Source organism: Sinorhizobium glycinis (assembly GCF_001651865.1).
Taxonomy (GTDB): domain Bacteria; phylum Pseudomonadota; class Alphaproteobacteria; order Rhizobiales; family Rhizobiaceae; genus Sinorhizobium; species Sinorhizobium glycinis.
Genome location: NZ_LPUX01000067.1, coordinates 115,578 through 130,571 on the forward strand (window position 1 = coordinate 115,578; position 14,994 = coordinate 130,571).

The following is a 14,994-nucleotide window of genomic DNA, read 5'->3' on the forward strand; positions in this document are numbered from 1 at the left end:
TGAGCGGAGCAGCCGAAGGCAACCCGCGCCCGCCAGGTAGCGCCGTAGGGTTTGCCGGAGGCTCGTGGGAAACGCCGGCAGATCGAATATTGTGTTGAACCGCTTGCCGGGGACAGTCGGTCCCGGTTTCCGCCCTTTGGGCGGCGCTGATGCTAAACCTCCTGCGGCTGCCCTTTTAACCGGTCAAAGCGGTGCGCGAACGGGCTCGGCTGCGCCTCCGCCTGGTATGCTCATTTGTTTGCTTCAGTGGGGAAAGGGCGCTCTGCCCCCTCTCCCCTGCAAGGGGAAAATCGGTCTCCCCGTCCTTCCTCCGCTCGCCCTTAGCTCGCTCCGTGCAGGATCGACGCGGATCCGCACGAGGCGGATTTTGCGTCGCCCCATTGGGCGGGTGATCCCCCTCCGATTTGTCCCCTTGGCCCCCCTCTCCCCCGCTGCTCCGCGCGAGCTCGGGGAGCAGGAGCGGGGCTCCTGCCCCTTCGGGCATGAGGCCGCTTCGCGGGAATAGGGAAAAAAGGAACCATCATGACTGACATCATCACCGTTGCATTGAGTAAGCTCGACGTCGATCCGAGGAACGTGCGCAAGACCTACAGCGCCGAGGGCATTGAGGCGCTGGCAGCAAACATTCGAGCCGACGGCTACCGGCTTCTGCAGAACCTCGTCGTTCGTAAGGGCGACAAGAAGGGCCGCTATTTCGCCGTCGCGGCCGGCCGCCGATTGGCTGCGCTCAAGCTGTTGGCGGAGGCGGCCGAGATCGCCAAGGATCACCCCGTCGAGTGCAAGGAACGCGAAGGGGAGATCGCCACGGAAATCAGCCTCGCAGAGAACGTCATGCGCGAGGAAATGCACCCGGTTGACCAGTACGAGGCATTTGACGCATTAGCCAAGCAAGGAAAGGAGATTGCCGACATTGCCGCGCGGTTCGGCACGACCGAGGCCATTGTCCGCAAGCGGCTGGCTCTCGCCCGCGTTTCGCCGATCCTTTTGCAGCAGTTCCGCGACGAGGACATGAGCTTCGCGCAGCTGTCGGCCTTCACGGTCAGCGATGATCACGAAAGGCAGGTGACCGTCTGGAACTCGCTTGCTTCTTGGAACCGCGACCCTCATTCGATCCGGCGAGCGCTGACCGAGGAAATGATTCCGGCGACCGATAAGCGTGTGCAGTTCATCGGCGGGCTGGAGGCTTACGAGGAAGCCGGTGGACAGGTTCAGCGCGAGCTTTTTGACGAGCGAAACGCCGGTTACGCGATGGACGTTGCTTTGGTCGAAAAAAACTCGTGGCTGAAAAGCTCGAGGCGGCCGCCGCGACAGTTCGTGCCGAAGGCTGGAAATGGGGGTGCGCCGGGAGACCGGCAAGGAGTAGATGGTGCAAGTCCATTACGATGAAGGAATAGCGAACCGCATCGGCCCCGAGTCATGCGCGTACGGCCGTGAGGCCGGTCGCGAAGCGTTGACAGGGGAACATGCAGGCCAGCCATTGAGCCGCGAAAACAGCGATTTTCCGGGTGCCGACGCCGTCCCATACGCGGAAGGCAATACGATCGGACGTGCTAACGCGAGCGTCCGATCGACCCGGCGTGGTCATAGAACCTGGCATGCATGGACGCTCCTTGCACGGGAACCGGGAGGCCTCGTGTTTGACCAGGATGACAGATCATCACTGGCCCGCATCGGGAAGGCGAGGAGCCGTAGACAGGGGAGCGTATCGCGCCCAGCCGTCACGACGAAGGTACATTCCAAAGTCGGATGGACGACAGCGCCCGCTCGCAGTTGCTGCGCTTGAAGACAAAATAGTCCAAAGAGCAACGGTTGCGGTGCTGAATCAAATCTACGAGGAGGAATTCCTCGGGTTCAGCTATGGATTCCGACCTGAACGCAGCCAGCACGATGCGCTGGATGCGCTCCATGTCGGGATTGATAAGCGGAAAGTGAACTACATTCTGGATGCCGATATTCGATCGTTCTTTGATGAGGTAAGCCAAGAATGGCTTATTCGATTCATTGAGCACCGGATCGGTGACCCGCGCATCATCCGCCTGATCCGCAAATGGCTCAAGGCGGGCGTTCTGGAGGACGGGGTCGTTCGGACGAGTGAACGTGGAACTGGACAGGGGTCGGTAATCTCACCGCTTCTAGCCAACATCTACCTACACTATGTCTTCGATCTGTGGGCTGAACGCTGGCGACGGCGCGAAGCCAAAGGCGACATGATCATCGTACGCTATGCGGATGACATCGTGGTCGGTTTCGAGAAAGAAGCCGACGCCCGTCGCTTCTGGAACATGATGCGTGAGCGGCTACAGGAGTTTGCGTTGGAGCTCCACTCCGACAAGACCCGCTTGATCGAGTTTGGCCGCTTCGCGGCGAGAGACCGAAACAGGAGGGGTGTCGGCAAGCCGGAGACGTTCGATTTTCTCGGTTTCACCCATATCTGCGGGAGGGATCGGCAAGGCCGGTTCCAAATCCGTCGGAAGAGTCGGCGGGATCGTCGATGGGCGAAACTGCGGGAAATTAAGGACGAATTGCGAAAGCGCATGCTGCAAACCATCCCCCAACAGGGGCGGTGGCTGCGGCAGGTCATCACTGGCTACTTTGCCTATCATGCAGTGCCGACTAACCATCGGTCGCTGAATGCATTCCGTGACCACGTCATCAGGCTCTGGGGACGGACGCTTCGGCGCCGTAGCCAGAAGCATGCCCTGACCTGGGTACGGATGGGTGTACTGGCCGACCATTGGCTCCCTAAGCCGCGTACCGTTCATCCTTGGCCAAGCATCCGCTTCGCCGTCAAACACCCAAGGTAGGAGCCGGATGCGGGAAATCCGCTCGTCCGGATCTGTGCGGGGGGCGTCTGGAAACGGACGTCCCTACCGCGAATCGAGTGCTCCGCCACGGCGCCTGCCGGTTATCATGCGATGAAGCGCCACTATCCCGAGGCTCTTCCTCTTTCCGAGGAAGATCAGGCGGCGCTCGATGCCGCACAGGCGGAATATGACGAGCTTGCCGAGTTGATCGAAAGCGGCATGGCCGACGACGAGGCAGAGGCGAAGCTGTCCGACGTCGAAAAGCGGATCGACACTCTCAATGCCCGATCGGAAGCCTATAGCACGGAGGCATTGGCACAGGCAGGAGCCTTCGTATTCCTCGACTATTACGGGCGGCTTGCCATCGAGCGCGGTTTTGTGAAGCCGGAGGCAGTCGGCGAGGACGAGGACAGCGAAGGCTTGCCGAGCGCCAGCAGCGCGGTAAAGCCCAAAGTACCAACGATAAGCCATTCCGCTGCACTGATCGAGGACCTGACGGCTCACAAGACCGCCGCCTTGCGTATCGAACTGGCGAACAATCCTGACGTGGCGCTTGTCGCCGTCGTTCACGCGATGCTGCTCAGCGTGGCCTATCCGTACAATTCGGAGCAGAGCGCATTGCAGTTGTCGTTGACGCACGAACGCTTAGAGCCGTCGATGAAAAGCGCCGAAAGTTGCCGGGGCCTTTCCGCCTTCAATGACCTTGCGGAGAACTATGGCCATCACCTGCCGGGAAGCCCTGCCGATCTGTTCGATTGGCTGTTGGAGCAGCCGCAAGACATGGTGCTGATGCTTCTCGCATTCGGCGCGGCGCACTCGGTCAATGCGGTGGAGAAGAAGTTTATGGACCGCAAGAGGGGCATCGAACAGGCGAACCAGCTTGGCCGAGCGCTCGAAGTGCACATGCCAGATTGGTTCGAGGCGACCGGCGACAGCTATTTCAAGCACGTCAACCGCACGACCATTGAGCTTTCGGTGGCCGAGGCGAGAGGCAGTGACGCGGAATTGTCGGTGAGAGCCGCCGCCAAGAAGTCCGAAGCGGTCACGATAGCAGATCGCCTTGTTGCCGGAACCGGCTGGATACCCTCCCCGCTTCGTATAGCCCCCGCCGAGGCGGAACAGGAGCTTGGAGCCGAGAGCGACGAGCAGTTCCCTCAAGCGGCTGAGTGACATCAGTCGCGGGCCGGTCACGTTCCTCCCGCGTGATCGGCCCTCCCGCTTTCACGGCCGCCGATGACCGTGGGCCAGGATCGACCTGGCCCACGGTCATGTTGAGGGGAGGCCCGATTCCCCCTCCCCTCAAACTCCCCTTCCCGCCCGGTTTTTCTTGCGTTTCAGGTATTGGTTTGCATCAAATTGCTTCAGACATGGGGCTCAAAGCGGGCGTTCTTAAAATAAGTAAAAATGCGGCAAGATACTAAGACATAACGGCATTCTCGGCCTAACACACGCCTTACAGGCGTTTGCGCGTAGCACGTTGTTGCACCGTTTTGGTTTATGAGGTTATTTTTTCAAATGGCGGAATCAGTCGTGATTCCGGCGCTCGCGCATTCTGATCAAATTTCACGGAGATGACAGGCCCGACCAGAAAAGAAAAACCGCTCCCGAACAAGTCCGGAAGCGGGGTCTATGAGTCAATAAATTAGCCGAATCCTTTCTCGCAGACCCTCCCTTCCCTGTCAATTGCAAAAGCACCTTTTCGGTGAACGGCGAAGCTTTGCCTGGTCCCTAAGTGGAGACGAGGAATGGGGAATACCCAAATTCATCAGCGGCCAATCGGCCGCAGGATAACGCCGCAGCGTGCGCAATTCCGGCGTCTGGCAGAGTCTGCGGATATCGGAACCGTGACGCGTGCCCAATTGGCCGTGCTTGCTCAAAGCCTGACATGCACAGGGCTAATCAACGGGACCGAAAGCCACTTGTTGGTCGCGTTGATCAATACGGTTCCCGCTGAATCATTCGACAGGTCCGGCCGTCCGATCGTATTCAAGTCCAACCAGCAACTGGCCTTCGAAATTGGCCGGTCGGTCGGTCGCGTCAGCCGCATGCTATCCAGCCTCTTCGACGCTGGCCTGATCACGATGCAGGACAGTGGCAACTACAAGCGCTATCCCATCCGCAATGGCGACGGCGAGATCACGGACGGTTGCGGAATCGACCTTCGCATCCTGATCGTGCGATATGCCGAGCTTGACGAGCTCGTGAGACAGGTTCGGGCTCAGAAGAAAGCCGCCGACGCGGCGCTACGGCGCTACCGCGGGGCGCTTCGCAATGCTCACTATGCCCTCTCGGCCGCCGCGCGTCTCTCGGAGGATTCTTTGAGCCGTATCGGCGCCCGGATCGAGCGGGTGAGCAACATTGTCGGAATCGCCGGCAAGGCATCGAGTCGCGTGCTACGGCGGGCAACGGCTCTTCTGGAGTGGTTGATAGAGCGGATGATGCAGCTCCCGCGCCGATCGACAGAAGCGCAAGAAACGCAAAATATGACATGCCCGTATGTCGAAAACGGCATGCACAAACAGATTACAACCCGTCATCCCTTTGACGAGAGTAATCAGGAACGGCGTTCGGCTAACGCCGAACAACTCAGTTCGCCTAAGGCTGGCTCCGCCAGCAAATGGGCTTTTGAAGAAAGCTTGAGGCGAGGCCGGAGCAAAATCAACCAGCCACGGCGCTTGCCGCAGGCAATGGTGGCCTTGCAAGACGTGATTAGGGCGGTACCAGCGCTGAAGACCTACGGGTTTGCCCCCAGCAGTTGGGCCGACCTGGCGCGGGCCGTGCCGCTGATGTGCCGGTTTGCCGGGATCTCCGAGGATGCCCGCGCCCGCGCGGTGGAGCAGATGGGCGAGCAGCAAGCCGCCGTCGCCGTCGCCGTGACACTTGAGAAATACGACCGGCAGGAAGTCAGCTCGCCGGGAGGATATTTGCGGGCTGTGACGGACCGCGCCGGCGCGGGCGAATTGCATCTCGCGCGCTCTGTCTTCGGGCTCGCCGCCCGAAATTCCATGGAGGTCAGACATTGAGACGTAACGCTTTACCGGCGCTTTTCGCCGCCCTTGTTATCGTTCACGGTTCGGCGGAGGCCGCGGACTATCCCGGCCGTGCCCGCGTGATCGATGGCGACACCATCAGCATCCGGAATCAGCGAATCAGGATAGCGGCGATCGATGCTTGCGAGCGCGATCAGACCGGATTGAAAGACGGGAAGTTATGGCGCTGTGGCGTCGCAGCCCGCAGCTATCTTGGGAAAATGATCGATGGCCAGCACGTTCGCTGCGACATCATCGATCAGGATCAGTATCGCCGCCTGGTGGGCCAGTGCTTCATTGGAGACGTCGATATCGGCCTTGCGATGGTGAAGGCAGGACTGGCGGAGGCAATGCTACGGTATCTGCCGGCGACCCACTCGATCAGCGAGGTCGAGTACGGCCAGGCCGAGAACCGCGCCCGCGAAAATGGCTTTGGCATGTGGTCAGCCGAGATCGAGAGCCCGCACGTCTATCGTCGTTCCAAACTTTCCGGGAACAAGTGACCCGCGAGATAGCCAATACGGAGCAGTGGCGCCGACGGCGCGCGAAGCAATTTGCTTCAGTGTCGTCGTCGGGATCACCGCAAAACCTGTTGATCAGGTCGCCTCATTGGATCATATTGCTGCAAATTGTGCGGTTGGTACGTCGCTGACAAACGGGGAAACGTTGCCAAAACGGTTCAAGCCACACTCCTCCAGGGCGGTTGCTTTTGACGCTCGTTCGCACGTCGACGCGGTTTACGCAAAGCGGAGGCCACAAAAATTTCCCCGCCTTCGGCTTCCTCGCGAAGCAAATTTTTGCGTCCTCTCGCCTCCTCCGCTCGCGCTCCGGCCTGCGGTGCGCACCGCTTTCCGCCGTGCCTTTGGAACGATCATCGCAACCACCAAAGAGGAGTGAAAGACATGAACATCACCAACTACATCCAGTTCGACGGCGACAATCTCGACACCGCAAAGGGCGCCGGCCTCATCTCCACTATCGACCGCGACATGGACATCAAGGTCGTGCCGTTCGAGTCCGACAATGAAAAGGCCCCGACGCACCGCGTCTACGCCAAGTCACCGCGCGGCCATGACATCGAGGTCGGCGGCATCTGGAAGAAAGAGAACCAGGACGGCAAGCCGTACTACACCCTGTCGATCCGCAAGCTTCGCTACAACGCCAATCTCGGCCGGTTCCCCGGCCAGGACGATGCCTCCCTGCAGGCGATCATCGAATGGGAACCCCGCGATTAATCCGCTCACGGCGCCCGGCCAGTCGCCGGGCGCTCACCTTCGAAAGGCCGGAAAATCCGGCAAATTGCTGGATTTTCAGCATTTTTCCTGCTAGGGTGGCCCGTAACTGGAGATTTGCCGATGAACGTTCATTCCCGCCGTCCGGATCGTTCCCCGGAAGCTATCGAGAAGCGGCGCAAGGCCGCCGAGCAGGCGCGCGCTGCCAATATCCGGCAGGGCTACGTTCACGATCCTGCCCTCGAGGAGGCGACCGCGCGGTATGTCGCCGGCGACATCACCCGCGAGGAATACCGGCAGCTCATGATCGAGCCGCCTGTCAGATAACCTCCCGATCAACCTTCAAGAGCAGAAGGCCGCCTGCTTAGAGCTGGCGGCTTTTTGTTGAGCTTCGCCATGGCTGATGAGCGCCCCAAAGGTTCCTACACCTATCCGAACACGTCGGACGATCCAGACCGGACGAACGTTCTGAAAAACAGATGGGAATTGAAACCCATTCCGAGTTGCGCGTGAAAGAGTATCGCGCGACCGCCGTGCGGATGCAGGAAATTGCTGAAGGAGACGGCCCGCAAGGCAATTTCGACAAAGCTCATCTGAAGGCGATCCACGGCTACATTTTTCAGGATGTGTACGAATGGGCCGGTCATACGCGCAACGAAAGTCCCGTCGTTGAGGGTCAGCGCGTAGAGCCGATCGGCGGCCTCTCTAAGGGCGGCACGTCCTTCCTGCCCGGCTCGCGCATAGAAATGGGTCTGGACGAGGCGCTGAAGCCGATCCGAGATCCGCAGGCCCTTCGCAATGCAACGCCTGAGGAGTTCGCTGAGCGCGCCGGGAAAGTCCTCTCAGAGTTGAACTATGTGCATCCATTCAGAGAGGGAAACGGACGTGCCCAGGAAGCGTTTATTTCCGAGCTGGGCCGCCACTACGGCCACGAAATCGACTTCTCTGTAATCACCAAGCCGCGCATGATCGAGGCGTCGATCGAGACCACAAACGACCCGTCCAGTCCCGCGATGAAGCATGCGATTGAGGACGCGATGAACCCGGGGCGCCGGGAGGCTCTCCGATCCGCATTCGAAGACTTGCGGGAGGTCGGCGAAGAGCCCCTGCAACACCATGTCCGCACCGCCCGCGCCGGCGAGGAGATCACAGGAACGGTTCTCGGCCACGACAATCGCGTTGCCAGCCTTGTGACCGGCCAAGGGATTGTCGTCGCCGATCGCACGGATCTGCCGGAGAGGTTGCCGGACGACGAGGAAATTACCTTCACTGCCCGGTCGGACTTTTCCCGAGTGAGGCGCGAGCAGTCGGCCCAGCAGGCGCAATCGCAGCCGGCGCCAGCGCGGCAGCCACAGCAGGACCATAACCCGGAGTTGAAGGCGATCGAGGCGCAAATGGCGGCACAGCGCAGTCGGGAGCGTGATGACGACGATCGCGAACGGTAACCTGCCCCCCGGCTCTTTAAGCTGAAAGAGCTATCCGTGAGCAGGAGGCGCCGATGTTCTGCGCCCTCTCCTTCCGTTGGGTGATTTGACGGACAAGCTACGATAGCCCCTCCCCCACGCAACTGCTGGCGCGGTCCTCCACTCTGTTGCGGCCCTTCGGGTGCATGGGCTCGCTTCTGCTATCTCCGTTTTTTGCCGTCAACCAACGGAAGGAGACGGCAATGCAGAGCATCAAGGACACCTACCAGCGCATCACCGATACCATCATCGATCAGCTTGAAGCCGGCACAAAGCCGTGGATCCGGCCCTGGCGCGGAAACAGCCGCGGCTCCCTCGTTCCGCGCCGCGCCACAGGCGAAGCCTATCGCGGGATCAACGTCCTGATGCTGTGGCTCGCAAGCGAGCTCGCCGGCTACGAGGAAACCACCTGGATGACCTACCGCCAAGCTCAAGATCTCGGCGGCCAGGTCCGAAAGGGCGAGAAAGGTTCCCTCGTCGTCAAGTACGGCACCTTCACCCCCAAGGAGCGCGAGGATGACGACGAACGCGCAATTCCCTATCTCAAGGGCTACACGGTCTTCAACGTCGAGCAGATCGAGAACCTTCCAGACCGGTTCTATCGACCGGCCGAGGATCTGCCGGCGACGCCAGTTCCGCATCTTGAGACCGTCGAAACCTTCGTCCGCAACACCGGCGCGGCGATCACCTACGGCGGAACAACCGCCTGCTATCGTCCCGCCCCCGACGACATCCTCATGCCCGATCGGGCACGCTTCGTCGACGAGGTTCACCTCTACTCGACCTTGCTTCACGAAATGTCGCATTGGTCAGGCGCAAAGCATCGCCTCGACCGTGACTTGAGCGGCCGATTCGGCAGTGAAAGCTACGCCATCGAGGAGCTAGTTGCCGAGCTCTCAGCGTCATTCCTCTGCGCCGATCTTGGAGTGGCCCACGATCCTCGCGACAATACCGCAACCTACCTGGAAAGCTGGCTCAAGGCGTTGAAGAACGACAAGCGGGCGATCATCACGGCGGCCGCCAAAGCCCAGGCAGCGGCCGACTACCTTCACGGATTTCAAACGACTGGCATTCCGCCAGTCTGATCCAGTGCAAAAGTTCCCCGCGGGGAACCGCGTCGCGAACCCTGTCGCGGCCGGCTGCTTGTTCGTCGACCCAGACGAGCATGTCACTATTTGCGTAGGATGCAGAATCTGGGGCAGGGGGCGCTCGTTTGCCAGGAGCGAGATCCTTGCGGGGGAACCATGCCCAAGCTGCCGCTGCGCAGAGCAAATTGCGCCTTCCTGTGCGCAGCTTTCGCCGCTCATCATTATCTGAGCTATCTTCGTGGAGTTCGAACGACTGACGTGGCGCCAGCCTGATCTCGTCTCATGTCCAGGTTCCCCGCGGGGAACTTGGTCGCAAACTTCGCCGTGGCTGCTGCGGTTCGCCGGCACGACGCGGGAATATCCGATGTTTGGTTTAGGGTCTGCGTGCCGATTTCCCCTCTGGTGCCGGAAGTTCCCCGCGGGGAACTATGCACAAGCACCGCCATTCACATCTGATCTGAATTCACGCGCCATAATTGAAGTGCCTGGCCGAATCGGAGTACCGGTTAGTTGCGGAGAAAACTCGAAATTGCGGGTTTTTGAGTAGTTACGTGGTTGTTAGCAGACCGTTAACCACATTAGCGGTTAAGTGGCGAGAGTAACCACCAAGGATTCGTTTTGATGACGCGACACCTCAGCAGCCTTTCCTTCATGGAGAATTTCTCCAGCAAGCTCGAGCTGGCGTTGAACAATTTGAGCATGGCGCAGTTTCCGCCGGACGCGCGGCGCACTATGCGCAAGTTCACATCTACCGAAGTCGCCCAGCTCCTAGACGTCACCGAAGCCTACATCCGGCAGGTTGCCGCAAAGGAGCAGGGGCCTTCCCCCGAAATCTCCAACGGTCGCCGGCTCTATACACTAGAGCAGGTCCTCGAACTGCGGATGGCGCTCGCCGCCAACGGCCGCAAGAAGTGGATGAATCCGCGCCGTACCGGCAACGAGCAGTGCCAGATTATCGCAGTCACCAATTTCAAGGGCGGCTCCAGCAAGACTTCCACCACCATCCATCTTGGACATTACTTGGCTTTACGCGGCTACCGCGTTCTCGCCGTTGATCTTGATCCTCAGGCGTCTCTGACGGCGCTTCATGGCAACCTCCCGAATTTCGACTACAGGGGAGGAGATACCCTCTACTCCGCGATTCGTTTCGAGGATCCGGTTCCAACAAAGTCTATCGTTCACGAAACGCATATCGCTGGCTTCGACGTCATCTGCGCGGGCCTTGAACTCACCGAATTTGAAACAGCGGTTGCGCTGGAGATGCGACGGGCCGGGGGGACCGGCTTCCTGCTTCGCGTTTCCCAGGCGCTCGAACAGGTTGCGGACGACTACGATTTCATTTTGATGGATTCGGCGCCATCTTTGAACTTCTTGACGCTGTCATCGCTCACTGCCGCGACAGGCGTCGTCATCCCTGTTCCGGCGCACATGCTTGACGTGGACTCGACCGCCAAATTCCTCGAGCTCGCCGCATCATACATGCAGATCCTCGATGAGGTCGGCACATCGGCTCAATGGGATTTCGCAAAGTTCCTCATCACGAAATTCGAACCCAACGACCATCCACAGGCCAATATGTCAGCCCTCATGCGGCAGGTGTTTGGTGACGACCTCCTGCTGAACTCCGTCATCAAGTCAACTGCGGTCGCAGATGCCCTAACCTGGAAGCAAAGTTTGTACGAAGTGCAGCGGGCGCGCTTCTCCGCTCCCAAGACCTATGACCGCGCCATCGAGTCCATCAATGCGGCCAACGCCGAACTGGAAAGCCTGTTCTGGAAGGCATGGGGGAGAGAATGAGCCGCAAGGACTCGAAGGGCCTTTTTGCTAACGTCTTGGGTCAGCTCGAGAGCTCTCCCGAGCGGGGAGGGGGGCAAAGAACGACGTCCCCACATCTTCTGAAAGTAGCGGCTGGGGTCAGGCAGATCCAGGAGCGTAGCGAATTCGCTGAGCGGCTTCTTAAGGATGGCGGTCAGGTCATCGAGATTGACCCAGACGATGTACTGGATTCTGCGATTCCTGATCGTTTCGCGTCGGCATACGACGCGGCAAACCTCACCGAACTCATGCAGTCGATGGGAGAGAATGGGCAGAGTACACCCGGCCTTGTGCGCTCAGTGCAGGGTGCCGCAAAACCGTTTCAGATTGTTTTCGGTCGCCGTCGCCTCGCAGCCGCCAAACTCTTGGGCATCAAGTTCAAGGCGATTGCGCGAGATCTCAGTGATGAGGATGCGGTTGTTCTTCAGGGCGAGGAGAATAGCAACCGCAATGATCTCTCCTTCATAGAGCGTTGCCTTTTCGCGCATTCGCAAGAGGCGGCCGGCTTCGGTCGCGACGTGATCTGCAAGTCACTGAGCACTGGCAAATCGCATATTTCGGAAATGATCCGGCTCGCCAACGCGTTACCGCGAGAGATTGTCCTGGAGATTGGCCCGGCCCCAGAGATCGGCCGCCGGCGCTGGCTAGACTTGGAGGCACGATGGGCGGTACACGCGGCTCCGCTTCAGGCGGCCCGGGAAGCGCTTAGCCGATCCGAAACTCTAAACGGAGGAAGCGACGCACGATTCAACGCCGTTTTTGACGCGCTCGGCGCTGAGCGAGACTCTCCCTCAGCGGCTGTAGACGCCACGCAGCTCGTAGCCCACGGTCTTGTTTTGGGGCAGGTGAGCCACGCCAAATCCGGCTCCAAACTCGCTTTCAACAAATCCGTACCAACCGGGTTCGTCGACTTCGTTGCGGCGCAAATTGAGACGCTGCACGATCAGTTCATGCAGCGAAATAAACAGTAGTTCGCGGACTTGGAACTAGGAGGATAACCGCAAAAGAAAAAGGCCCCCAAACGTTGCCGTCGTGGAAGCCTTCCTCTGATGTAGCGATCTGAGAATCGCATTTCCACGAATCCCCGTCAAGAGTCTTTGGCACCGTTTTTGGTGAGCGGATTTCTTTTGCCATTTGAAAGGTGAAGGAAATGCAGGTTGGAAATGTGACGACGCCCTTCGGGCGGCGGCCGGTTTCGCTTGCCCAAATCAAAGGGCAAATGCGGACGGCCGAAATCAGACCCGGCAAGGCAGCCGACAAATGGAAGGTGTTCCGTGACGCCTGCGAGGCGAGGGCTGTTCTCGGCATCCAGGACCGCGCTCTGGCGGTCCTGGATGCGTTGTTGACGTTCTACCCGGACAACGAGCTTTGCGAGGACCGAAGCCTCGTGGTCTTCCCGTCGAACGACCAGCTCTCGGTGCGTGCGCACGGCATCGCCGGCACGACGCTGCGCCGGCATCTCGCCGCGCTTGTCGACGCCGGCCTGATCCAACGGAAGGACAGCGCCAACGGCAAGCGTTACGCCCGCAAGGATGAGACCGGTGCGATCGAGGAGGCGTTCGGCTTCAGTCTGGCGCCGCTGCTCGCACGCGCCGAGGAACTGGCGCATGCCGCACAACAGGTCGCCGCAGAGCGCAAGCGCTTCCGCATCACCAAGGAAGCGTTATCGATTTGCCGGCGCGACGTTCGCAAGCTGATCAGCGCCGCAATAGAGGAGGGGGCTGCCGGCGACTGGGAACGCATCGAGGAGATATTCCTCGGCCTGACCGGGCGCATCCCCCGCACGCCGACGATCGCGGATCTACAGCAAATCATCGAGGAAATGGAGATGCTCCGCGCGGAAATCATCAACCGACTGGAAATTCAGGAAAATTCCGAAGATACGGGCAGCAATGCTGTTCAAAACGAACGCCACATACAGAATTCAAATACCGAATCCAGCAATGAACTTGAACCTCGCTCCGGAAATGAGCAGGGGGCGAAGGCGAGCCAGACCAGCCGGCCGACGAGCGAGCCGATAAAAGCCTTTCCGTTGGGTATGGTGCTGAAGGCCTGCCCAGCGATCAACGATTATGGGCCGGGCGGCGCGGTTGGAAGCTGGCGCGACCTGATGTCGGCGGCGGTCGTCGTGCGATCGACGCTGGGGGTCAGCCCGTCAGCCTATCAGGACGCCTGCGAGGTCATGGGACAGCAGAACGCCGCGGTTGCTGTCGCATGCATCCTCGAAAGGGCGGGGCACATCCACAATGCCGGCGGCTATCTCCGGGATTTGACTGCAAAGGCGCGGCGAGGGGAATTCTCCCTCGGGCCAATGCTGATGGCGTTGATGCGGGCTAACCAAGGTGCGGGCCGGAAGGCCGGATAGTGCGATCGCAAAGTGGCTGTTAAGCTTCGCTGCGTTGAGGAAAGGAACGCCTGATGCCCTCTGAGCCACGTTCACCGCGCCTCGCGGTCCTGATCGATGCCGACAACACATCGGCAAAGATTGTCGACGGGTTGTTCGAAGAGGTAGCCAAGATCGGTGAAGCGAGCGTTCGTCGCATCTATGGCGATTTCTCAGGCACGCGTTCTAAGGCGTGGGCGGATGTGCTCGCGAAACACGCTATCATTCCGCAGCAGCAGTTTGCCTATACGACGGGAAAGAATGCCTCCGATATCACGTTGGTGATTGATGCAATGGACTTGTTGCACAGCGGCCGCTTCGACGGCTTCTGCCTGGTTTCCTCCGACAGCGACTTCACACGGCTGGCCGCCCGGATACGCGAGCAAGGCGTCGATGTGTTCGGCTTCGGCGAGCAGAAGACGCCGGAGAGTTTTCGCCAAGCCTGCCGACGGTTCGTCTACACCGAGAACTTGCGTCCCGGCGCGATCAAGGACGAGCAGAACACTGCGTCTGCCGACAAGCCGCTGCAGCCAGCGAACGCCGCCGTTCCGCTGATCAAGAAGGTGCTGTCGCAGGAGGACACCGAGGATGGCTGGGTCAACCTGGGCACCGTCGGCAAGCAGCTCCTGAACCTGGCACCGGATTTCGACCCTCGCACCTTCGGCTTCGGAAAACTCAGCGATCTTATCCGCAAGACGAACCAATTCGAAGTTCGCCAGGCCGGGGGCGGTCCCATCAGCATCCGGGTGAAACAACGAAACAAAAACTAGCGCCGCCTCCGCGGGGACTGGGAGGGCGGGAGTGTCGGGACGGGGCGACAGATCGCTCGGCTTTCCCTTGAGGCCAGAAGCGTCTATCAGTGCTGGCGTAAAGAAAAGCATCATCCGATGCTCCGACACTAGCAGACAATGATCAAGGAAGACGTTATGGCGACCGGTACGGTAAAGTGGTTCAACGCAACGAAGGGCTTCGGTTTCATCCAGCCGGACGACGGCAGCGCCGATGTCTTCGTGCACATTTCCGCGGTGGAGCGGGCAGGGTTGCGTGGTCTGAACGAGGGCCAGAAGATCACCTATGAACTGGTAAAGGATCGCAAGTCCGGCAAGATGTCGGCGGACAACCTCCAGGCCTGAGGCCGATTGCGGTGTGTTCGTCGCAGGGCCGGGCGAACCCCGGTCCT

At 59.9% G+C, this 14,994-nt stretch carries 13 protein-coding genes and 1 pseudogene; all 14 read left to right on the forward strand.

Features of this window, described 5'->3' with window-relative positions:
* Positions 1-522: 522 nt before the first annotated feature.
* The 14 genes and pseudogenes from AU381_RS25470 (at position 523) to AU381_RS25535 (ending at position 14,947) form a co-directional block, all read left to right on the forward strand.
* Positions 523-1,386: a ParB/RepB/Spo0J family partition protein gene (locus AU381_RS25470; protein WP_244520137.1), complete on the forward strand. Its 864-nt coding sequence runs from the start codon at positions 523-525 to the stop codon at positions 1,384-1,386.
* A gap of 260 nt (positions 1,387-1,646) precedes the next feature.
* On the forward strand, positions 1,647-2,804 hold the full coding sequence (gene ltrA, locus AU381_RS25475) for a group II intron reverse transcriptase/maturase (RefSeq protein ID WP_425288635.1): 1,158 nt from the start codon (positions 1,647-1,649) through the stop codon (positions 2,802-2,804).
* A 111-nt stretch (positions 2,805-2,915) separates the two neighbouring features.
* A complete protein-coding gene (locus tag AU381_RS30900) occupies positions 2,916-3,974 on the forward strand; it encodes a hypothetical protein (RefSeq protein ID WP_244520138.1) in 1,059 nt (352 codons plus the stop codon).
* 575 nt (positions 3,975-4,549) lie between these two features.
* Entirely contained in the window at positions 4,550-5,827 is a 1,278-nt protein-coding gene (gene repC / locus AU381_RS25485; RefSeq protein ID WP_064244391.1) for a plasmid replication protein RepC, read from the forward strand.
* Positions 5,824-6,336, forward strand: coding sequence for a thermonuclease family protein (locus tag AU381_RS25490; protein ID WP_064244392.1), 513 nt, complete (start codon positions 5,824-5,826; stop codon positions 6,334-6,336). Before repC (AU381_RS25485) ends, AU381_RS25490 begins: the two co-directional genes overlap by 4 nt.
* Before the next feature lie 399 nt (positions 6,337-6,735).
* Positions 6,736-7,068: a DUF736 family protein gene (locus tag AU381_RS25495; protein ID WP_027991192.1), complete on the forward strand. Its 333-nt coding sequence runs from the start codon at positions 6,736-6,738 to the stop codon at positions 7,066-7,068.
* Between the two features lie 120 nt (positions 7,069-7,188).
* The gene (locus AU381_RS25500; protein WP_012881325.1) at positions 7,189-7,392 is read left to right on the forward strand and encodes an antitoxin VbhA family protein; all 204 of its coding nucleotides are present in this window, start codon (positions 7,189-7,191) and stop codon (positions 7,390-7,392) included.
* A gap of 69 nt (positions 7,393-7,461) precedes the next feature.
* A pseudogene (locus AU381_RS25505) lies at positions 7,462-8,510 on the forward strand (Fic/DOC family protein).
* A gap of 221 nt (positions 8,511-8,731) precedes the next feature.
* On the forward strand, positions 8,732-9,613 hold the full coding sequence (locus tag AU381_RS25510) for an ArdC family protein (protein WP_064244393.1): 882 nt from the start codon (positions 8,732-8,734) through the stop codon (positions 9,611-9,613).
* Positions 9,614-10,237: 624 nt separating this feature from the next.
* A complete protein-coding gene (gene repA, locus AU381_RS25515) occupies positions 10,238-11,413 on the forward strand; it encodes a plasmid partitioning protein RepA (RefSeq protein WP_064244394.1) in 1,176 nt (391 codons plus the stop codon).
* On the forward strand, positions 11,410-12,402 hold the full coding sequence (repB, locus tag AU381_RS25520) for a plasmid partitioning protein RepB (protein WP_064244548.1): 993 nt from the start codon (positions 11,410-11,412) through the stop codon (positions 12,400-12,402). Before repA ends, repB begins: the two co-directional genes overlap by 4 nt.
* A 179-nt stretch (positions 12,403-12,581) precedes the next feature.
* Complete coding sequence (gene repC, locus AU381_RS25525) at positions 12,582-13,796, forward strand: plasmid replication protein RepC (RefSeq protein WP_064244395.1); 1,215 nt, start codon at positions 12,582-12,584, stop codon at positions 13,794-13,796.
* A gap of 53 nt (positions 13,797-13,849) precedes the next feature.
* Positions 13,850-14,584 carry an NYN domain-containing protein gene (locus AU381_RS25530; protein ID WP_064244396.1) on the forward strand — a complete coding sequence of 245 codons (735 nt, stop codon included), beginning with the start codon at positions 13,850-13,852 and terminating at the stop codon, positions 14,582-14,584.
* Between the two features lie 156 nt (positions 14,585-14,740).
* Complete coding sequence (locus AU381_RS25535; RefSeq protein WP_064244549.1) at positions 14,741-14,947, forward strand: cold-shock protein; 207 nt, start codon at positions 14,741-14,743, stop codon at positions 14,945-14,947.
* Positions 14,948-14,994 lie beyond the last annotated feature (47 nt).